Raw genomic sequence first — 19,366 nt, forward strand, 5'->3', positions numbered from 1 at the left:
CCCTAGCAAAGCCCCGGGGGGCATGCAACCTCCCTTTTTTCTGTAGCCTGCTCCGGCTAAGGCGACCGCCCCATGACGCTGACCCCGGAAACCCGCGCGGAGATTCGCCGCATCCTCGCGCTGGCCTGGCCGGTGGTGCTGACCGGCCTCAACTGGACGATCCTCCACGTCACCGACGTCATCGTCGTCGGACTGGTCAGCACGCATGAGGTGGCAGCGCTCGGTGCCAGCCGCACCCTGACCTTCATCGGCATCGTCGTGGCGCTGGGCTGGCTTACCGGCGTGCTCGTCTTTTCCTCCCGCGCCGACGGGGCAAAGGACCTCCCCGCCACCGGCGCGGTGCTGCGGCAGGGGCTGGTGCTGGGCGGCATCCTCGGCCTGATCAGCGGCGCGCTGCTGTTCGTTTTCGCCCTGCACATGCTCCGCGGCGTCGGCGTCGATCCCGGTATCGCCCCTGACGCGGCGCGCGTCGTCCAGACCATGGCGCTCGCCTACCCCTTCCAACTGATCATCGTCGCCGCCAGCTTCTTCCTCGAAGGCGTCAGCCGCCCGCGCCGGGTGATGGCGGTGAACCTTTCGATCCTGCCCCTGAACGCGGTGCTCGCCTGGATTCTCGCCACCGGCCAGTTCGGCCTGCCGCAATTCGGCGCGGTCGGTGCGGCGAGCGCGACGGTCATCGCCACCATCGTCGGCGCGGTCGCGATGACCGCCGCCGCGCTCACGCTCCCGCGTGCCAGGGAGCGTGGCGTCCGCGACTGGAGCGACCTTGGCACCCCCGACATGTGGCGCGGCGTCGGCCGTCTGCTGGCATTCGGCGCGGTCCCGGCGGTCGCGTCGGGCCTGGAACTGGCCGGCTTCTCGATCCTGATCGCGCTGTCGACCCAGCTCGGCGAATCGGTCACCCACGCGTTCCAGATCGTGTTCTCGGTCCACAACGTGACCTTCGCCTTCGCGCTCGGGCTGGGTTCAGCAGCCGGCGTGCGCGCTGGCAATGCGGTGGGGGAGGGGGTTCCGGCGCTCGCCGGGCCGCGCACCGGCATCGCCGCGATCCTCGCCGCGCTGATCCTCGGCCTGCTCGCACTGCCGCTCACCTTTGCCCCGGCGCTGATCGTCTCGGGCTTCCCCGCCTCGGCCGAGGTCGCAGCGCTCGCCGCGCTGATGCTCGCGGTGTGGGCGCCGTTCATCCTGTTCGACGGGCTGCAGGTGGTGTTCGTCTACGCGCTGCGCTCGCTCGGCGATCAGGTGGTGGCTGGGATCAACGGCATCATCGCCTTCTTCCTGCTGACCGGCGCGATCGGGCTGTGGACCGTCCAGCATGGCTGGGGTCCGATGGGCCTCGTCTATGCCTCGGGCACCGGGATGATCGCCGCCGCGCTGCTCAATGGCGGGCGGCTATGGTGGCTTATTCGCCGCCTTCGCCGGAAAAGCTGAACTGGATCGTCTTGCCGGTCGGCGGAACGTCAAGCTTTCCGCTGTTGAACTCGAGGCTGCCCCCGGGCGGCAGGGTGCGCGGATCGGGCGTGATCGTCCAGCTGTAGACGATGGCATTGTTGCTGTCGCGCAGCTCGGCCAGGATGTTGGGCACGCGCTGGCTTTCGCGGGTCGGGTTCATGACCTGGCCGCTGACCACGAACAGTTCCCCGCCATTCAGCCGCGGCTTGCGGTCGACCGACTGGTCGGTGAAGATCAGCGGTGTGCGCGCCGCCCCGATCGGCAGCCCCAGCTGCGACGCAAGTCCCGGCGCACCGGTCCAGATGATCGCGACCGCGCCCAGCGTCATCGACAGCCCGGCGATCACTGCGGCCGCAGTCCAGCGCTTCTCCGGATTGCGGCGCGGCTTGAACGGCGGCTCATGGGCAAAGGGGTCATACTCCCGCGGCGCCGCTGCCTCGGCCGGAGCGGGAGCAGCCTGCGAATAGGCGTCCGCGCGCACGATCTCCGGCGCGGCAGCGGGCGCGCTCTCGGTGGGCCCGGCCGGCGCCAGCGCGGTCTGGAACCAGCTATGCTTGCAGCTCGCGCAGCGCACCGTCCGTCCCGCAGCGCCGATGGCGCTGTCGGGGACCAGATATCGCGTTCGGCATTCAGGACATTCGAGAATCATGGCGGCACGCGTTGCTAGGCACCCATGCGCAGCGCAGCGGGGGCCGGTCCCGAATCTAAACACCCGCCGGGCGCGAATGGCAAGGCCCGAGTCGCGCGATCGCGCGGCGCGGGTTGAGCGGGCCCGGCGGCTGTGCGATGGCTGCAGCGGGGCAGAAGGATCAGGAGCGGCCGACGCCGGCACATGGCCAATATCGTTCAGTTCGAGAATGTCGGCCTGCGCTATGGCACCGGCGCCGAAACGCTGAGCGATGTCAGCTTCACGCTCAGCGCCGGCGCATTCTATTTCCTCACCGGCGCTTCGGGGGCAGGCAAGACGTCGCTGCTCAAGCTGCTCTACCTCGCCCAGCGGCCGACGCGCGGGCTGGTCCGGCTGTTCGGCGAGGATGCCGGCGCGCTGCCCCGCGCCCGGTTGCCCGGCTTTCGTCGGCGCATCGGCGTGGTGTTTCAGGATTTCCGGCTGCTGCCGCACCTGTCCGCCTATGATAATATCGCGTTGCCGTTGCGGGTGGCCGGCATGCCCGAAACCGAGATCGAGGCACCGGTGCGCGAGATGCTGGCCTGGGTCGGCCTGACCGACCGGGGCAGCGCCCGGCCGCCGACGCTGTCGGGTGGCGAACAGCAGCGCATCGCGATCGCGCGCGCGGTGATTACCCGTCCCGAAATCCTTGTCGCCGATGAGCCCACCGGCAATGTCGATCCCGACATGGCCGAACGGCTGCTGCACCTGTTCGATTCGCTCAACCGGCTGGGCACCACGGTGGTCGTGGCAACGCATGATTTTCATCTGCTCAACCGGATCCCCGATGCGCGGATGATGCGGATCGAAAAGGGTCGACTGCTCGATCCAACCGGCGCGCTGCGCTTTCCGCCGGATCGGGGCACGAACTGATGCCGCGGATGCTTTCCCGCCGCCCGCAGCATCGCTGGCTCGACGAAGGGCGCCGCACCCGCGCGATGATGTGGGTGATGGCGATCATGTTGTTCCTCACCGTACTCGCCGGAGCGCTGGGCCTCGGCATGGCCGGCGCCGGACGTGCGCTCGACCGCCAGCTGGCGGGGCGGCTCACGCTCCAGCTGGTCGAGGCCGACGCGGCGCGCCGCGATCGCCTCAGCCGGTCGCTCATCGCGCAGGTCAGGGCGATCCCCGGCGTTACCCGGGTTGCCGAAGTCGATCGCGCCCGCCTCGCCGAATTGCTCCGGCCCTGGCTCGGCGACGCCGGTGTCGATGCCGAACTGCCGATGCCGGTGCTGGTCGATGTCGATCTTCAGTCCGGCGATCCGGCCCTGATCGCGCGGGTTCGCGCTGCCGCCGCTGCGGTGTCGCCCGCAGTGCGCGTTGACCAGCATGCGCAGTGGCTTTCGCCGGTGGCGCGGTTCCTCGCGACGCTGACCTGGCTCGCCGCCGGGCTGGTGTTGCTGATGGCCAGTGCCACCGCTGCGGTGGTGCTGCTGGTGGCGCGCGCAGGGCTCGATACCCATCGCGACACGATCGCGGTTCTGCACATGCTGGGTTCGACCGACACCCAGGTCGCACGGCTGTTTCAGCGGCGGATCGCGCTCGATACATTGCTGGGCGGTCTGGTCGGGACCATGGGGGCGCTTGCTGCCATCTGGCTGCTCGGACGGCAGACTGCCGGTCTCGGGTCGGAGTTGCTGGGCAGTATCGCGCTGGCGCAGACCGACTGGGTAATGCTGGCGCTGACCCCGTTGCTGTTCGCGCTGCTGGCGATGGCGGCGGCGCGGATCGCCGTGCTGCGAACGCTGGGGCGAACCTTGTGATCTGGCGCATTCCGCTCCTGCTGGTGCTGGCCTGGGCGATCGGGTTCGGCCTGTTCATGCTGTCGCTCGGCAAGCCGCTCGACGATTCGGTGAAAACCGATGCGATCGTGGTGCTGACCGGCGGGGCGGGGCGGATTGATCGCGGGATCGCGCTGCTGGAGCGCGGCGCCGCCCGCCGGATGCTGATCACCGGGACCGATCCGACCGTGCGCCCGATCGAACTCGCGGTCGAGTACAACACATCGCCGCGCCTGTTCCGCTGCTGCATCGACCTCGGGCATGAGGCGGTCGATACGCGTTCGAACGCGGACGAAACCGCCGCTTGGGTGGCGCAGCATCGCTATCAGTCGATCCGGCTGGTGACCGCCGATTGGCATGTCCCGCGCGCCAAGCTGGAGCTGGCCCATGCGCTCGGCCCCGACGTGACGATTCGCGGCGACGGGGTGCGCACCTCACCTGGCTGGCGGATGCTGCTGCGCGAATATCACAAATATCTTGTCCGCCGCTTCGCGTTGCTGTTCGGACTGGGCGATGGCTGATCACGTCCGCACCTTGCTGTTTTCAATCCTGTTCTATGGCCTGTCGGTACCGATCGTGCTGGCTGCGCCGATCGTGGCATTGTTCGGGACGGCGACGCTGCGGCGCTACTCGATGGCGTGGGCCGGTTTGGGGCTGCTCCTCGCGCACCAGATTCTCGGCATCCGTGTCGCGGTCGCGGGGCAGCGCGTCGACGGCCCGGCGCTGTACGCGGTGAAGCATCAGGCGATGTACGAAACGCTCGCGATGGCGGCGATGCTCGATGCGCCGGCCATCGTGATGAAGCAGGAACTGGCGCGCATTCCGGTGTGGGGGTGGGTTGCGCGGCGCTACGGCGTGATCGTCATCGACCGTGCCGGGTCGGCCAAGGCACTGCGCGCGATGATGAAGGAAGCGCGCGCGGCGGTCGCAGAGGGCCGCTCGGTGGTGATCTTCCCGGAAGGGACACGCACGCCGCCGGGTGAGACCCCGCCACTGCGTTCGGGCTTTGCCGGGCTGTACCGCGCGATCGGCCTGCCGGTGGTCCCGGTCGCGTGCGAGACGGGCAAGGTCTGGCCGCGCACCGGGCCGAAACGCCCCGGCGCCGTCACCTTCCTGTTCGGCGATCCGCTCCCGCCCGGCCTGCCGCGCGAGGACATCGAGACGGCGGTGCATCGCGGGATCAACGCGTTCGAGATTTAGGTTTTTTTGATTCTGCTACGCTGAATGCGGCACCGGCCTGCTCCCCCACCCGGCCATCCAACGTCAGTGTAATTTATGGGTGGCCGGGTGGAGGAGCGGGCCGGTGCCGTAACAAAAACTAATCCGCGCTGCCGTTTCCGGCCTTGAGCGCACGTGCGAGCAGGCCGTTTGCCTCGCCGATGAACTGCTGCGTGATCTCGCCCGCGAACGGGTTGAGGTTCTGGATCGCGAAGAACAGCTCTTCGCTATCGTCGCCGATCAGCGCGCACAGCTCCAGCAGATGCTGGTAACTGTTGGTCTTCAGTTCCTCGTCCGGGATCCGGATATTGACCAGCGTCCGGCCGATCAGGTGCGTCAGCGCCTGGACATAGGCCATTTCGCGGTCATGTTCTTCGGCACTGGTGATCGAGACCTTGAGGCCGAGCGCGCGCCCGAATTCGGCGACGCGATGGTCGCGCTCGCCGCGCACCGGGCACACGACCAGTGGCTGACCCGTCAGTCCGCGCCGCGCGCTCTGCGGGCCGAACAGCGGATGGGTGGCGACGATATCGACGCTTTCGGGCAGCGCTTCGGCCATCCAGCGCGCGGGCAGCATCTTGACCGATGCCACATCGACGACAAGCGCGCCGGGGCGAACCTGCGGTGCGATGGCGGCGAGGGTGCGTTTCATCGCCTGCACCGGAACCGCGAGCATCACGACATCGCACGCGGCGACCATCTCCAGCGTATCGGTCGCGACCCCGATCCGCGCCGCATCGTCTGCCACGTCGCGTGAATCATGCACGACCACCGTGAAATGGTCGCGCAGATGCGTGGCGGCGAGCTGTCCGAACCGGCCGAAACCGATGATGCCGAACCGCTTCATTCGGCGTCGGCGGCGGCCACCAGCTGCTGCAGGATCGCAACGACGGCGCGCGTTTCTTCCTCATTGCCGATGGTGATGCGCAGACCATGGGGCAGGCCCTGACCGGGCAGCCAGCGGACGATATAGCCCGCGTCCATCAGCCCCTGATACGCGGCTTCGCCGGTCAGCTTGCCTTCGAACAGCACCAGCACGAAATTCGCCTGGCTCGGCACCGCGCGCAGCCCGGCATTGCCGAGCTTGGCGATCTCGTCGCTGAACCAGCGCCGCCATTTCGCGTTCTCCGCCTTGCAGCGCGCAACGAAGTCGTCGTCGTTGAGCGCGGCGATGGCGGCTGCGGTCCCGGCGATGGTGATGCTGAACGGCAGGCGGATGCGGTGCATCGCCTCGATGATCGCGGGCGCGCCATAGCCCCAGCCGATCCGCTCGGCCGCGAGGCCGTACATCTTGGAGAAGGTGCGCGTGACCAGCACGTTCGAGGCGGTCATCGCCAGCTCCATGCCGCCATCGTCGATGTCGCCATCGATATATTCGGCATAGGCGTGGTCGAGCACGAGCAGAATGTCGTCGCGCAGCCCGGCGTGGAGCCGGGCAATCTCTTCGCGGCTGGCATGCGTGCCGGTCGGATTGTTCGGGTTGGCGATGAACACGATCCGCGTCCTGTCGGTGACGCTGGCAAGGATCGCGTCGACGTCGGTCGCATAATCCTTGTCCGGCGCGACCACCGGCACCGCGCCGACGCGCTTGGTCGCGATCGGGTACACGGTGAAGCCGTAATTGACGTAGATGATCTCGTCGCCCGGCCCGGCGAACGCGCCGGCGGCGAGGTGCAGAACCTCGTCCGAACCATTGCCATAGATGATCCGGTCGGGATCGAGCCCGTGCTTGGCGGCCAGCGCCTCGCGCAATTCGGTGCCGCTGGCATCGGGATAGCGCTCAAGGCTGTTTGCCGCAGTGGCAAAGGCGGCGCGCGCAGCGGGCGAGGTGCCGAGCGGATTCTCGTTCGACGACAATTTGATCGCCTTGCGACCATCATCGGTTTTCGACTTGCCCGGCACATAGGGGGCAATGTCCATGATCCACGGCTTGGGGGTCGGTCCAGTCATGGCCGACCCCTTTGCCCAATGGTTACGCAATAGCAAGGTCGTGGCGCTAATCCCGGGGCAACGAAGCCGGGGGTGGGATGCGAAGCGGGGGTCTGTTCTGGAGTGCATTGGCGGCGGCGCGGCGGCGGAATCTGGCCGCTGCCGGCGAAGCGGCACCGGTTCGGGCCCAGCCCGGCACCACGCGCCGTGCGTTGCTCAAGGGCTTTGCCGCCGGCGGTGTCGCCGCCGCGATACCGACTGCGGCACCAGCGCGCAGCGGCATCGGCCGGGTCGCGATCGTCGGCGGGGGCATCGCCGGGCTGACCGCGCTGCATCACCTGCGTGAGGCGGGTGTCGATGCCCGGCTGTACGAAGCTGGCCCGCGGCTGGGTGGGCGCGTGTTCACGCAACGGAGCGCGACCGGGCCCGCCTTCGAATTGGGCGCGCAGCTGGTCAACAGCGACCATGACGATATGCGCGCGCTCACCGCCCGGTTCGGCGTCGCGCTGATCGACCGCAAGGCAGAGCCGCATCGCAGCATCGTGGTCGCGGGCGGACGAACGGTCGCAGAGGCGGAATTGGCCGAGGCCTTGGCACCGATCGCCGCACAGATTGGTCGCGACGCTGACCGGATCGACGCCGACCCGGCGGCCTTACGTGCATTCGATGCGATCTCGGTCGCCGATTATCTCGACCGGCATGCCGCCCTGCTTCCTACCCCTTGGGTGCGTGGCCTGCTCGAGGCGACCGGGCGGACCGAATATGGCGCCGAGCCTGACGCGACCTCGGCGCTGTCGTTGCTGTTCAACCTGCCCACTGTCGATGGCGAACGCGCCGATATCCTTGGAGGATCGGACGAGCGTTACGCGATTGCCGGGGGTAGCAGCACATTGATCGATGCGCTGGCCAGCCGCCATGCGGACCGGATCGAGACCGGCCGGGTGCTGCGGCGCGTCGGACGGGCGAGCGGGGGCGTGACGCTCGGCTTCGCCGATGGCGCGGCGGAGCGGGCCGATGCGGTGATCGTTGCGGTCCCGGCTCCGAGAACGCGGCAAATCGACTTTGCGGTGCCGCTGCCGGCGCGGTGGCGGAACTTCATCGATGCGATGACGCTGGGGCGGAACGAAAAGATTCTTGCGACGGCCGACTCGCCCCGCTGGCGCGACGCGATCGGCGCTGGCGGCGATGTGTGGCATGCTGGCGGACGCGGCAGCTGGGCAAGCGGCTGGGACGGCAGCGTGCGTGGGGACGGCGGGCCGCCGGTATGGACCTGGTATCTAGGCGGCGATGCTACAGGTGATCGCGACCCGGCGCAGGCACTCGCCGCCCGTTATGCGAACGACGCGCGCATTGCGCTCGGCGACCTTGCTGCGGACTATGGCGATGCGCCGGTGCGACGCACCGCGTGGCACCGCGATCCGCTGATCGGAGGATCCTATGGCAGCTATCCGCCGGGACACCTCACCCGCTTCGGGTCGCTGCTGTGGATGGAGGATGATGACGGCGCGACCGTGCAATCCGCCCCGGCGCTCGGCCGCGTGATCTTTGCCGGCGAGCATCTGTCGGATGCTTTTCCGGGGTATATGAATGGCGGCGCGCAGACCGGCCGGCTGGCCGCGCAGGCGATCCTGGGCCGCACGATCCCCACGCGAACTGCTTGAACGCGGGACGCGCGGCTTCTAGGCACGCGCCAATGTCCGACGATGTGCGCTTTGGCCTCGACCGCCGCGTGACGCTTCCGGGGCCGCTGCGGCTCGATGGAGGCGTGCTGCTGTCGCCGGTCGAGATCGCCTATGAAACCTATGGCACGCTGGCGGCGGACGGCAGCAATGCGATCCTGATCTGCCACGCGCTGACGGGGGACCAGCATGTCGCGTCGAACCATCCCATCACGGGCAAACCTGGCTGGTGGACCCGCATGGTCGGGCCGGGCAAGCCGATCGATCCGGCGCGGCATTTCGTGATCTGCGCCAATGTGCTGGGCAGCTGCATGGGCTCGTCGGGCCCCGCGACGGTCAATCCGGCGACCGGCGCACCCTGGGGGATGAGTTTCCCCGTCATCACGATCCGCGACATGGTGCGCGCGCAGGCGATGCTGCTCGACCATCTTGGCGTTCAGCGGCTCAAGGCCGTCGTCGGCGGGTCGATGGGGGGCATGCAGGCGCTGAGCTGGCCTGCCACCTTCCCCGACCGGGTCGAGGCGACGGTCGTCATCGCATCGACCGCGCGGCATTCGGCCCAGAATATCGCATTCCATGAGGTCGGGCGGCAGGCAGTGATGGCCGATCCGCGCTGGAATGGTGGCGCCTATTATGACGGCGAGCCGCCTGCATCGGGCCTTGCCGTGGCGCGGATGGCGGCGCACATCACCTATCTGTCCGAAGCCGGGCTGACCGAGAAATTCGGGCGCAAGCTGCAAGCGCGTGCGGCCAAAACCTTCGGCTTTGACGCAGACTTTCAGGTCGAATCCTATCTGCGCCATCAGGGGCTGAGCTTTGTCGACCGGTTCGACGCCAACGCCTATCTCTACATCACTCGCGCGATGGACTATTTCGACCTCGCCGAAGAGCATGGCGGGGTGCTCGCCAACGCCTTTCGCGAGACCAGGGCGCGCTTCTGCCTCGTCAGCTTCGACACCGACTGGCTCTATCCCACCCGCGATTCGCGCAGCATCGTCCATGCGCTCAACGCTGCCGGTGCGCCGGTCAGCTTCGTCGAACTCTCCTCTCCCTTCGGCCATGATGCCTTCCTGCTGGAAGCGCCCGAGCTGAACCGGGTAGTCGACGGCTTTCTGAGGGCGGGCGAATGACCGGACTGCGCCCCGATCTCGCGATCATCGCCGCCAATGTCGCGCCGGGCAGCCGCGTGCTCGATGTCGGGTGCGGCGACGGCGCGCTGATGGCGGCGCTGCGGGATCAGCGGGGATGCGACGCGCGCGGGCTTGAGATCGACGCGCACAATGTTGCGTCGGCGGTTGGGCGCGGGCTTTCGGTCATTCAGGGCGACGCCGATACCGATCTCGCCGACTATCCCGATGCCAGCTTCGACTATGCGATCCTCAGCCAGACGCTGCAGACGACGATGCGGCCGCATGTCGTGCTCGATCATTTGCTGCGGATCGGCAGCCAAGCGGTCGTGTCCTTCCCGAACTTCGCGCATTGGCGGGTGCGGCTGTCGCTGCTGTGGGGCGGGCGCATGCCGGTGACTCGGCTGTTGCCGGTGCCCTGGTATGAAACGCCGAATATCCACCATGTCACGATCGACGATTTCCGCGCGTTCGTGCGGGAACGCGGGATCACGGTCGAGCAGGCGTGGTTCCTGTCCGGCGACCAGCTGACCAGCTCTGCCGCAGCAAATTTTCGCGCCGAACACGCCGTCTTTCTGCTGAAGCGTTAGTTTGCGCGGCTCACGCCGTGGGTCGGTGCCGCTTCGCTGGAAACAACTCCATTTTTCGACGAAGCGCGCGTGACGCGCCCGGTTTCGCCCGTTACCACTTGCTCCCAGAACATATTCAGGGAGTCCCATATGCGTCAGTCGGTCGCCGGCGTTCTTGCCGCGCTCTTCGTGCTCGGTCAGGCAAATGCTCAGGACAAGCCCGCCGAAAAGCCCAAATGGGACGTCAATGCGCCGCAGGGCGCGACGCTGAAGCAGGCGAAGATCGACACCGACGAAGGCACCTGGATCGACGTCGATGTCAGCCCGGATGGCAAGAGCGTGGCCTTTGCGCTGCTCGGCGACATTTACACCATGCCGATCGCGGGCGGCACGCCGACGCGGATTGCCGAGGGGATGGCGTGGGAGGTGCATCCGCGCTTCTCGCCCGATGGCCGCCGTATCGCCTTCACCTCCGACCGTGGCGGTGGCGACAATATCTGGATCATGAACGCCGATGGCAGTGACAAGCGTCAGCTGACCAAGGAGGATTTCCGCCTGCTCAACCAGCCGAGTTGGTCGCCGGACGGGCAATATATCGTCGCGAAGAAGCATTTCACCACCGGCCGCTCGCTCGGCACGGGTGAGGTGTGGCTCTACCATGTTTCGGGCGGCGCTGGCGTGCAGCTGGTCAAGCGCCCGAACGAGCGCCACCAGAAGGAACTGGGCGAGCCGATCTATTCGGCGGACGGCAAGGGCGTCTATTTCACGCGCAACATCACCCCCGGCCCGATCTTCGAATATGCGCAGGATTCGAACACCAACCTGTTCAATATCGAGCGCTATGACCTTGAAACCGGTGAGACGACGACGGCGGTGTCGGGGCTGGGCGGATCGGTGCGCCCCGCGCCCTCGCCCGATGGTAAGTCGATCGCCTTTGTCCGGCGCGAGGCGGGCAAGTCCAAGCTGTGGGTCAAGGATCTGGCGAGCGGTGTCGAGCGGATCGTCTATGACGCGCTGGATCAGGACGTGCAGGAAACCTGGGCGGTCACCGGCGTCTATCCCAACATCGACTGGACGCCCGACAGCAAGTCGATCCTGTTCTGGGCGGGCGGCAAGATCCGGCGCGTGGATGCGGACGGCGGCAATGCCGCGGTGATCCCGTTCCGCGTCGCCGATAGCCGCGCTGTCGCCGATGCGCCGCACCCGCAGATTGCGGTCGCGCCGGACAGCTTCACGACCAAGATGCCGCGCTTTGCCAGCGTTTCGCCCGATGGCAGCCAGCTGGTGTTCGAAAGCCTGGGCAAGCTCTGGGTCAAGCCGGTCACTGGCGGCGCCGCGAAGCGGCTGACCAACCTCGCCGATGGCGCTGGCATGGAGCTGTTCCCTTCATGGTCGCGCGATGGGCGGTCGATTGTGTTCGTTCAGTGGAATGACGAGAGCCTCGGGTCGATCCGCGTCGTCCCCGCTTCTGGCGGGGCGGCGCGGAGCGTGACGCAGCAGCCGGGCCATTATGCGCGCCCGCAATTCTCGCCCGACGGCAAGACGATCGTGTTCGAAAAGGGCGATGGCGGCGGGCTGACTGCGCCAAAATGGGGTGAGAATCCCGGCGTCTATCGCGTTGCGACCGCGGGTGGCACGCCGGTGATGGTCACGCGCAGCCTGTCGCGCCCGCACTTCGGCGCATCGAACGACCGCATCTTCATGGTCGAGGGTGGCGAGAAACTGCAGCTTGTCTCGACCGACCTGAATGGTGAGGGCAAGCGCGTCCATGCGGCCGGCGAACTGGCAAACGAGTTCGTTGTCGCACCCGACGGCAAGAGCGTCGCCTTCCGCCAGAATTATCAGGTGTTCGCGATGCCGCTGATGCCGGGTGGCCAGCAGGTCACGGTCGCGCCGCGTGGCGATGCGCTCCCGGTCGTGCGCGTCAGCAGCGATGGCGGCGATTATATCACCTGGTCGGGCGACGGCGCGCGGCTGCACTGGAGCCTTGGTCCGACGCTCTACACCGCCGATCGCAGCGCATTCTTCGCTTCGGCCCCCGGCGGCGCCAAGGCGACCGTGACCCCGCGCACCACTTCGATGGCGATGGAGGTCAAGGCGGCCAAGGCGAGCGGCACTGTCGCGCTGACTGGCGCACGCATCGTCACCATGGCCGGTGCCGATGGCGGGGTGATCGAGAATGGCACGATCGTGATTGAGGGCGATCGCATCGTTCAGGTCGGCCCGACCGCCGCGATCCAGTTGCCGGCTGGCACCAGGACGGTGGATGTCAGCGGCAAGACGATCATCCCCGGCCTGGTCGATGCGCATGCGCACGGCCCCTATGGCACCGACGAGCTGATCCCGCAGCAGAACTGGTCGCTGCTCCAGAACCTCGCGCTCGGCACCACCACGCTGCACGATCCGTCGAGCCAGGCGGCGCATGTCTTTGCCGCGGCGGAGATGCAGCAGGCGGGCAAGATCCTCGCCCCGCGCCTCTTTTCGACCGGCGAGATCGTGTACGGCGCGCGCGCTGCGGGCGTGTATGCGCAGATCGACAGCTATGACGATGCGCTCAACCATGTCCGTCGCCTGAAGGCACAGGGTGCGTATTCGGTGAAGAACTATAACCAGCCGCGCCGCGAGCAGCGTCAGATGGTCGTCGCCGCCGCGCGGGCAGAGGGGATGCAGGTCGTCGCCGAGGGCGGGTCCTTGTTCGGCATGGACATGAACCTGATCGCCGACGGCAACTCGACGCTGGAGCATAATGTGCCCGGCGAGGTGTTCTACAAGGACGTGATCCAGCTCTTCGGCCAGAGCGATACCAATTACACCCCGACGCTGGTTGTCACCTATGGCGGCCTGGCCGGCGATCCCTATTGGCGGCAGGCGACCAATGTCTGGGAAAACCCGCTGATGGTGCACACGCCCCCGGCGCAGCTGCGCGCCGACACGATGCGGGTGACCAAGGCGCCCGAAAGCAATTTCGTCGACGACGAAGCTGCGCGTGAGGCGAAGAAGGTGATGCAGGCGGGCAAGCTGGTCGCGATCGGTGCGCACGGGCAACAGGCCGGGATCGGCGCGCATTGGGAGCTGTGGTCCTTCGTGCGCGGCGGCATGACTCCGGTCGAGGCGTTGCGCACCGGCACGATCGATTCGGCCAAGTCGCTGGGCTATGCCAAGGACGTCGGCTCGCTCGAGCCGGGCAAGCTTGCCGACCTGCTCGTCCTCGACGCCGATCCGACCGCGGACATTCGCAACAGCGACAAGATCCACCGCGTCATGCTGGGCGGGCGGATGTACGATCCGCGCACGATGAACGAGGTCGAGACCGGGACCGCGAAGCGCCGCCCCTATTGGTGGGAGTGATCGTCCAAAATCCTCCCCCGCAAGGGGGAGGTGGCAGGCGCAGCCTGACGGAGGGGGAGGACGGCTGTGTCCTTCCGGCTCTTGCGTCAGTGCTTCCTCCCCCTCCGTCGCCTTCGGCGCCACCTCCCCCTGGCGGGGGAGGATTGTCTTGCTCATGAGGGTTTCGCTGACCACTGTAACCGGTTACAGAACGCCGAAGCGCCTCGTGGCGCAGTTTTGGGAGATGGTCGATGCGTGCAACCCTTGCTCTGGTGCTGGCCGGTCTGTGCACCGCGGGCACTGCGACCGCGCAACCGGGCAAGCGGACCTATGCCAATCCGATCGACCTCGATTACCGCTACAATTATGAGCAGGTGAACGAGGATATCTCGTACCGCACCGGCGCCGATCCGGTGATCATCCGGCACAAGGGCGCCTATTATCTCTTCCAGACGCTGGCCGAGGGTTATTGGCGCTCGACCAATCTGATCGACTGGACCTTCATCACGCCCAGCCGCTGGGAAAAAGGCGGCTTCGTCGCCCCTGCCGCCTGGTCGGATGGCGAGCGGTTGTACCTGATGCCGTCAATGATGGAGCCGGGGTCGGTCTATGTCTCCGACGCGCCGGAGACGGGCAAGCTCGACTATTTCGTCCGCCGCATGCCGCGCCTGCCGGGGCAGATCTGGCCGGGGGGCGAGGCGAACATGAAGCCGGGCGATGTGCCGCCCGGACCATGGGATCCTGCGCTGTTCCTGGACGATGACGGCAAATGGTATTTCTATTGGGGATCGTCCAACGTCTTCCCGCTCTATGGCATCGGGATCGAGTTCCGTGACGGGCGGATGATCTACAAGGGCCGCGCGACCGAGGCGTTCAAGCTCGACCCCGACAATCATGGCTGGGAACGCTTCGGGCAGGATCATTCGGGCACCTTGCCCGACGGCACCCCGATCAAGCCGTTCATGGAGGGCGCCTGGATGACCAAGGTCGCCGGCACCTATTACCTTCAGTATGGCGCGCCGGGGACCGAGTATAACGCCTATGCCAATGGCGCGTATATTTCGAAGTCGCCGCTCGGCCCGTTCGAATACGCCCCGTGGAACCCGGTCGCCTACAAGCCCGGCGGGTTCGTCGAGGGCGCGGGACATGGCTCGACCGTGCAGGATGATCACGGCAATTGGTGGAACAGCGGCACGCCCTGGCTCGGCCATAACTGGACGTTCGAGCGGCGGATCAACCTGTTCCCGACGCGGTTCGAGGCGGACGGGCAGATGTGGGCTTCGTCCCGCTTCGGCGATTTCCCGCACTGGATGCCGGAGGGCAAGGTCGAGGATATCGAGGGTCTGTTCACCGGCTGGATGCTGCTGTCGTACCGCAAGCAGCTGACCGCTTCCTCGACGCTGGGCGCGTATGACGCGAGCCGCGCGGCGGACGAGAATCCGCGTACCTTCTGGGTCGCGGCCAGCAAGAAGCCGGGTGAGACGCTGACGATGGACCTGGGCGCGGCGAAGACGGTGCGGGCGATCCAGGTCAATTTCGCCGACTACAAGTCCGGCCGCTATGGCGACGCTCCGGACATCTATACCGAGTTCAGGCTGGAGGGGTCGCTCGACGGCAAGAGCTGGAGCAAGCTGGCAGAGACCGAAGCCCCGCGCCGCGACCGGCCCAATGCGTATTTTCAGCTGCAAGCGCCGGCAAAGGTCCGCTTCGTCCGCTATGTCCACGGCCATATCGGGGGCGCGCATCTGGCGATCAACGATCTGCGCGTGTTCGGCAACGCCGATGGCCGCGCACCGGCCACGCCGGTTGACGTGAGGGCGGTGCGCGAAACCGATCAGCGCAACGCCCGGATAAGCTGGCGCAAGGTGCCCGGGGCAGTGGGCTATAATGTGATGTGGGGCATTCGCCCCGACCGGCTTACGCTGACCTATCAGCTGTTCGCTGATGAGTTGGGCGACGGCCCGATGGCGACCCTTGATCTGCGCGCACTCAACAAGGGCGTCGGTTACTTCGCGGCCGTCGAGGCATTCAACGAAACGGGCGTGTCGAAGCGGAGCGTGCCGACGAAGGTGCGCTAACGCTGCATCGGCGTAGCGCTCCGGCTGATCTAGTTTCCGGCGCTGGTCGACCGCACGACCAGCTCCGCCTGATGCAGCTCGGCGCGCGTGTCCGGGCCCTTGCCCTCCAGAATGTCGATCAGCCGGTTCATCGCATGTGCGCCCATATCGGCAATCTGTACGCGCATCGTCGTGATGCCCAGATAACGCGCCAGCGGGATATCGTCGAAGCCGGCGACCGCCACCTGATCCGGGACGGCGATCCCGGCGGCGCGGAGGCCCTGCAGACAGCCGATCGCCATCATGTCGTTGGCGGCGAACACCGCATCGCAGGCGATTGATCCGTTGGCGATGGCCCGGGCAGCGGCTTCGCCCGACTCTTCGGAAAAATCGCCGTGAAGCACGATCGGTACCGCTCCGGGCAGATGCCGCTCGATCGCGGCTCGGAACGCCGCCGCGCGTTCGCCCGCATCGATATTGCCCTCGGCTCCGGCAATATGGACGATGCGCCGCCGCCCGCTCTGGACAAGGTGCGTGACCATGGCTTCGGCCGCTGCCGCGTTGTCGAGCCGAACGGTCGGGACATCGTCGATCGTACGCGGGCCATGAATGATCAGCGCTGGCAGGCGGCTGGGCAGCGCGCGGCGCAACGCACCTTCGGACAAGTGCGGCGCCATGACGATCAGGCCGTCGACGCGTCCGCGCATCGCGCGCAGCGCCATCGCGGCCTGGTCCCCGTCATCATGCATGTTCGATAACAGCATGGCGTAACTGCGGCCGCTCGCGGCGCGGTCCATGCCTCGAACGAACTCGCTGAAAAACTCGCCATGCAGGTCGGGCAGGACAACACCGATGGCATGGGCACGGGCAAGGCTCAGGCTGCGTGCGCCGGCATGGGGGACATAGCCAAGCTCGGCCGCCGCAGCGATCACTCGCTCGCGCGTTTCCGCCCGCACATTGTCGAGCCCGTTGAGCGCGCGGGACACCGAAGCAATCGACACTTTGGCGTACCGCGCTACATCCCGAATCGTCGCTTCGCTCATCTGATCCCCAAACCCCGCATTTCGCCCTTGTCGCCTGTGCCATTCGCGATTGCAAATTGGTTCGTGGCCGGGCATGTAACCGGTTACGGTCTTTCGCGACAGCCCGTTGCAGGGCATTTAGTCGGCGCCGGAAACGGCGATCCGCTCAGGAGAAAAGCAGATGTTCGATACCCGGATCTCCCGCCGCGCGGCGCTGATGGGGGCAGGCGCCTTCGCTGCCTGGCTGCACAGCCCGGCCCGCGCATTGATGGCGGAAGCGGCCCGGATCGAGGTGCCGGCCTTTATCGACGCGCTCATCGCGAAAATGACGATTGATGAAAAAGCGGGTCAGCTCAGCCTGATGGCGGCGGCCTGGGGCGGCGGCGCGGCGATTGCGATGAACCCGCCCAGCGGCTCCAACGCCAATTTCGACCAGCAGGTCGACGAAGTGCGCCAGGGTCGCATCACCGGCGTGTTCAATGGCAACAACGCGCGCATGTGCCGCATCATGCAGACGGCGGCGATGAAGGAGTCGCGGCTCAAAATCCCGCTGATCTTCGCCGCCGACATCATTCATGGCCATCGCACCATCTTCCCGGTTCCGCTGGGCGAGGCGGCGAGCTTCGAGCCGCTGCTCGCGCAGAAGGCGGCCGCGGCCGCGTCGTTTGAGGCAGCGGCGGCCGGGATCGACTGGACCTTTGCGCCGATGGTCGACATTGCGCGCGACCAGCGCTGGGGCCGCGGCGTCGAGGGCGCGGGTGAAGATGTGCTGCTTGGCAACCTGTTCGCCGAAGCGCGCGTGCGCGGCTTCCAAGGCAAGAGCCTGAAGGCGATCGACACGATGATGGCGTGCGCCAAGCATTTCGCGGCCTATGGCGCGGCGGAGGCGGGACTCGACTATAACACCGTCGACGTGTCCGAACGCACGTTGCGCGAAGTCTATTTTCCGCCCTTCCAGGCTGCGTTCGCGGCCGGTGCGCCGACCGCGATGGCCGCGTTCAACGAATTGTCGGGCGTCCCGGCGACCGGCAATGAATGGCTGATGCGCAAGATCCTGCGCGACGAATGGGGCTTCGACGGCTTCGTCGTGTCGGATTACACCGGCGACATGGAGATGATCGCGCACGGCTATGCCGCCGATGCGCGTGAGGCGACCAAGCTCGCCTTCATGGCTGGCGTCGACATGAGCATGACCAGCGGCTTCTATCGCGACCACCTGCCCGACCTTGTCGCGAAGGGTGAGGTGCCGATGGCGCGCGTCGATGAATCGGTGCGCAAAGTGCTGGCGCTCAAGGCCAAGCTCGGCCTGTTCGAGGATCCGTTCCGCCGCATCGACGAAAAGCGTGAAGCGGCGCGCACCCGGACCAAGGAAAATCTCGCGCTGGCGCGTGAGGCGGGCAAGCGTTCGATCGTCATGCTCAAGAATGACGGCGATCTGCTGCCGCTGCCCAAGAACGGCAAGAAGATCGCGATCATCGGCCCGTTCGCGGAAGGGCAGCACGACCTGAACGGCCCGTGGTGCGTCTATGGCGACAACAAGCAGGCGATCGATCTGGCGACCGGCGTGCGCAATGCGCTCGGCAAGACTGCACCGGTCACGGTGACGCTCGGTTCCAAGGTCGAGGAACCGCTCGATGGCGGGATCGCGGCTGCGGTGGCGGCGGCGAACGCGGCAGACGTCGTGCTGCTCGCGATCGGCGAGAGCGAGAATATGTCGGGCGAGGCGCAGTCGCGCACCAGCATCACTGTCCCTGCGCCGCAGATGGCGCTGGCCGAAGCGGTGGCGGCGACTGGCAAGCCGATCGTCGTGCTGCTCAAGAATGGCCGCGCACTGGCGCTCGAGGGGGCGGTCAAGAATGCACCTGCGATCCTCGTCACCTGGTTCCTGGGATCGGAAAGCGGCAATGCCATCGCCGACGTGCTGTTCGGGGACTACAGCCCGTCGGCGCGCCTGCCGATCAGCTTCCCGCGCGAATCTGGGCAGCAGCCCTATCACTACGCGCACAAGCCAACCGGCCGTCCGAACCCGAGCGACGACAAGCTTGAGCCGTACAAGACGCGCTGGCGGACCAGCCCCAATTCGTCGCTCTACCCGTTCGGTCATGGCCTGACCTACGGCAAGGTCGAATATGCGGCGCTGACCCCGCAACAAGGGACGCTCGGCTGGGACGGCGAGATCGCGTTCACCGCGACGATCACCAACCGCGGCACCCGCGCGATCGAGGAAGTGGTGCAGCTCTATATCCGCGACCGCGCGGCGAGCATCACCCGCCCGGTGCGTGAGCTCAAGGCGTTCCGCAAGCTGGCGCTGGCTCCCGGTGCGAGCGAGACGGTACGCTTTGTGCTGCGCCGCCGCGACCTGCAGTTTATCGGCATGGACCTCAAGCCCACGGTCGAACCGGGCCTGTTCGACGTGTGGATCGCGCCGTCGGCCGAGGCACAGGGCGTGCATTCGACCTTCACCCTCACCGCCGCCTGAGTTCCCCCTACCCGGATCCGTCCGGGACCGGCGCCGCCCTGCTTCCTCCTCGCGGGGCG

General features: G+C 67.0%; 15 protein-coding genes. 11 read left to right on the forward strand and 4 right to left on the reverse strand.

Translation table 11 applies throughout. The features are described 5' to 3' along the window. The first annotated feature begins 72 nt into the window (after window positions 1-72). The gene (locus J2Y54_RS10405; protein WP_310039373.1) at window positions 73-1,431 is read left to right on the forward strand and encodes an MATE family efflux transporter; all 1,359 of its coding nucleotides are present in this window, start codon (window positions 73-75) and stop codon (window positions 1,429-1,431) included. Here J2Y54_RS10405 and J2Y54_RS10410 read toward each other — a convergent pair. Continuing rightward, on the reverse strand, window positions 1,403-2,101 hold the full coding sequence (locus J2Y54_RS10410; protein WP_310039374.1) for an MJ0042-type zinc finger domain-containing protein: 699 nt from the start codon (window positions 2,099-2,101) through the stop codon (window positions 1,403-1,405). The genes J2Y54_RS10405 and J2Y54_RS10410 overlap by 29 nt on opposite strands. A gap of 183 nt (window positions 2,102-2,284) precedes the next feature. On the opposite strand from J2Y54_RS10410, the gene ftsE reads away from it, so the two are divergent. Genes ftsE through J2Y54_RS10430 form a run of 4 tightly spaced genes read left to right on the forward strand, consistent with a single transcriptional unit; the run spans window position 2,285 to window position 5,100 of the window. Further along, entirely contained in the window at window positions 2,285-2,992 is a 708-nt protein-coding gene (ftsE, locus tag J2Y54_RS10415) for a cell division ATP-binding protein FtsE (protein ID WP_310039376.1), read from the forward strand. Between the two features lie 8 nt (window positions 2,993-3,000). Next, window positions 3,001-3,882 (forward strand): FtsX-like permease family protein, encoded by an 882-nt coding sequence (locus tag J2Y54_RS10420; RefSeq protein WP_310039377.1) that lies wholly within the window; start codon window positions 3,001-3,003, stop codon window positions 3,880-3,882. Further along, window positions 3,879-4,421, forward strand: a complete 543-nt coding sequence (locus tag J2Y54_RS10425; protein WP_310039379.1) for a YdcF family protein — start codon at window positions 3,879-3,881, stop codon at window positions 4,419-4,421. The genes J2Y54_RS10420 and J2Y54_RS10425 overlap by 4 nt, the downstream gene beginning before the upstream one ends. Beyond that, on the forward strand, window positions 4,414-5,100 hold the full coding sequence (locus tag J2Y54_RS10430) for a lysophospholipid acyltransferase family protein (protein WP_310039380.1): 687 nt from the start codon (window positions 4,414-4,416) through the stop codon (window positions 5,098-5,100). Before J2Y54_RS10425 ends, J2Y54_RS10430 begins: the two co-directional genes overlap by 8 nt. Window positions 5,101-5,218: 118 nt before the next feature. On the opposite strand, the gene J2Y54_RS10435 is transcribed toward J2Y54_RS10430, so the two are convergent. Both J2Y54_RS10435 and hisC read right to left on the reverse strand, forming a co-directional pair. Continuing rightward, complete coding sequence (locus J2Y54_RS10435; protein ID WP_310039382.1) at window positions 5,219-5,965, reverse strand: prephenate dehydrogenase/arogenate dehydrogenase family protein; 747 nt, start codon at window positions 5,963-5,965, stop codon at window positions 5,219-5,221. Beyond that, the gene (hisC, locus tag J2Y54_RS10440; protein ID WP_310039383.1) at window positions 5,962-7,068 is read right to left on the reverse strand and encodes a histidinol-phosphate transaminase; all 1,107 of its coding nucleotides are present in this window, start codon (window positions 7,066-7,068) and stop codon (window positions 5,962-5,964) included. The genes J2Y54_RS10435 and hisC overlap by 4 nt, the downstream gene beginning before the upstream one ends. Window positions 7,069-7,145: 77 nt before the next feature. On the opposite strand from hisC, the gene J2Y54_RS10445 reads away from it, so the two are divergent. The 5 genes from J2Y54_RS10445 (at window position 7,146) to J2Y54_RS10465 (ending at window position 15,827) form a co-directional block, all read left to right on the forward strand. Further along, window positions 7,146-8,708 carry an NAD(P)/FAD-dependent oxidoreductase gene (locus tag J2Y54_RS10445; RefSeq protein WP_310039386.1) on the forward strand — a complete coding sequence of 521 codons (1,563 nt, stop codon included), beginning with the start codon at window positions 7,146-7,148 and terminating at the stop codon, window positions 8,706-8,708. 32 nt (window positions 8,709-8,740) lie between these two features. Then, the gene (locus J2Y54_RS10450) at window positions 8,741-9,856 is read left to right on the forward strand and encodes a homoserine O-acetyltransferase (RefSeq protein WP_310039388.1); all 1,116 of its coding nucleotides are present in this window, start codon (window positions 8,741-8,743) and stop codon (window positions 9,854-9,856) included. Beyond that, the gene (gene metW / locus J2Y54_RS10455) at window positions 9,853-10,443 is read left to right on the forward strand and encodes a methionine biosynthesis protein MetW (RefSeq protein ID WP_310039389.1); all 591 of its coding nucleotides are present in this window, start codon (window positions 9,853-9,855) and stop codon (window positions 10,441-10,443) included. The genes J2Y54_RS10450 and metW overlap by 4 nt, the downstream gene beginning before the upstream one ends. Before the next feature lie 129 nt (window positions 10,444-10,572). Next, a complete protein-coding gene (locus J2Y54_RS10460; protein ID WP_310039392.1) occupies window positions 10,573-13,770 on the forward strand; it encodes an amidohydrolase family protein in 3,198 nt (1,065 codons plus the stop codon). 230 nt (window positions 13,771-14,000) lie between these two features. Continuing rightward, a complete protein-coding gene (locus J2Y54_RS10465; RefSeq protein ID WP_310039394.1) occupies window positions 14,001-15,827 on the forward strand; it encodes a family 43 glycosylhydrolase in 1,827 nt (608 codons plus the stop codon). Between the two features lie 29 nt (window positions 15,828-15,856). Here J2Y54_RS10465 and J2Y54_RS10470 read toward each other — a convergent pair whose 3' ends face one another. Next, entirely contained in the window at window positions 15,857-16,849 is a 993-nt protein-coding gene (locus tag J2Y54_RS10470; RefSeq protein ID WP_310039395.1) for a LacI family DNA-binding transcriptional regulator, read from the reverse strand. A gap of 160 nt (window positions 16,850-17,009) precedes the next feature. Between J2Y54_RS10470 and J2Y54_RS10475 the strand changes: the two genes are divergently transcribed. Then, window positions 17,010-19,307, forward strand: a complete 2,298-nt coding sequence (locus tag J2Y54_RS10475) for a glycoside hydrolase family 3 N-terminal domain-containing protein (protein WP_310039396.1) — start codon at window positions 17,010-17,012, stop codon at window positions 19,305-19,307. Window positions 19,308-19,366: the final 59 nt, after the last annotated feature.

This window comes from Sphingomonas sp. BE123, from assembly GCF_031456015.1.
Classification (GTDB): Bacteria; Pseudomonadota; Alphaproteobacteria; order Sphingomonadales; family Sphingomonadaceae; genus Sphingomonas.

Coding starts and splice junctions, on each gene's coding strand:
- J2Y54_RS10460 (WP_310039392.1), top strand. CDS start 10,573: ATGCGTCAGTCGGTCGCCGGCGTTCTTGCCGCGCTCTTCGTGCTCGGT.
- J2Y54_RS10420 (WP_310039377.1), top strand. CDS start 3,001: ATGCTTTCCCGCCGCCCGCAGCATCGCTGGCTCGACGAAGGGCGCCGC.
- J2Y54_RS10410 (WP_310039374.1), bottom strand. CDS start 2,101: ATGATTCTCGAATGTCCTGAATGCCGAACGCGATATCTGGTCCCCGAC.
- J2Y54_RS10450 (WP_310039388.1), top strand. CDS start 8,741: ATGTCCGACGATGTGCGCTTTGGCCTCGACCGCCGCGTGACGCTTCCG.
- J2Y54_RS10470 (WP_310039395.1), bottom strand. CDS start 16,849: ATGAGCGAAGCGACGATTCGGGATGTAGCGCGGTACGCCAAAGTGTCG.
- J2Y54_RS10435 (WP_310039382.1), bottom strand. CDS start 5,965: ATGAAGCGGTTCGGCATCATCGGTTTCGGCCGGTTCGGACAGCTCGCC.
- ftsE (WP_310039376.1), top strand. CDS start 2,285: ATGGCCAATATCGTTCAGTTCGAGAATGTCGGCCTGCGCTATGGCACC.
- J2Y54_RS10445 (WP_310039386.1), top strand. CDS start 7,146: ATGCGAAGCGGGGGTCTGTTCTGGAGTGCATTGGCGGCGGCGCGGCGG.
- J2Y54_RS10405 (WP_310039373.1), top strand. CDS start 73: ATGACGCTGACCCCGGAAACCCGCGCGGAGATTCGCCGCATCCTCGCG.
- J2Y54_RS10475 (WP_310039396.1), top strand. CDS start 17,010: ATGTTCGATACCCGGATCTCCCGCCGCGCGGCGCTGATGGGGGCAGGC.
- J2Y54_RS10465 (WP_310039394.1), top strand. CDS start 14,001: ATGCGTGCAACCCTTGCTCTGGTGCTGGCCGGTCTGTGCACCGCGGGC.
- J2Y54_RS10430 (WP_310039380.1), top strand. CDS start 4,414: ATGGCTGATCACGTCCGCACCTTGCTGTTTTCAATCCTGTTCTATGGC.
- metW (WP_310039389.1), top strand. CDS start 9,853: ATGACCGGACTGCGCCCCGATCTCGCGATCATCGCCGCCAATGTCGCG.
- hisC (WP_310039383.1), bottom strand. CDS start 7,068: ATGACTGGACCGACCCCCAAGCCGTGGATCATGGACATTGCCCCCTAT.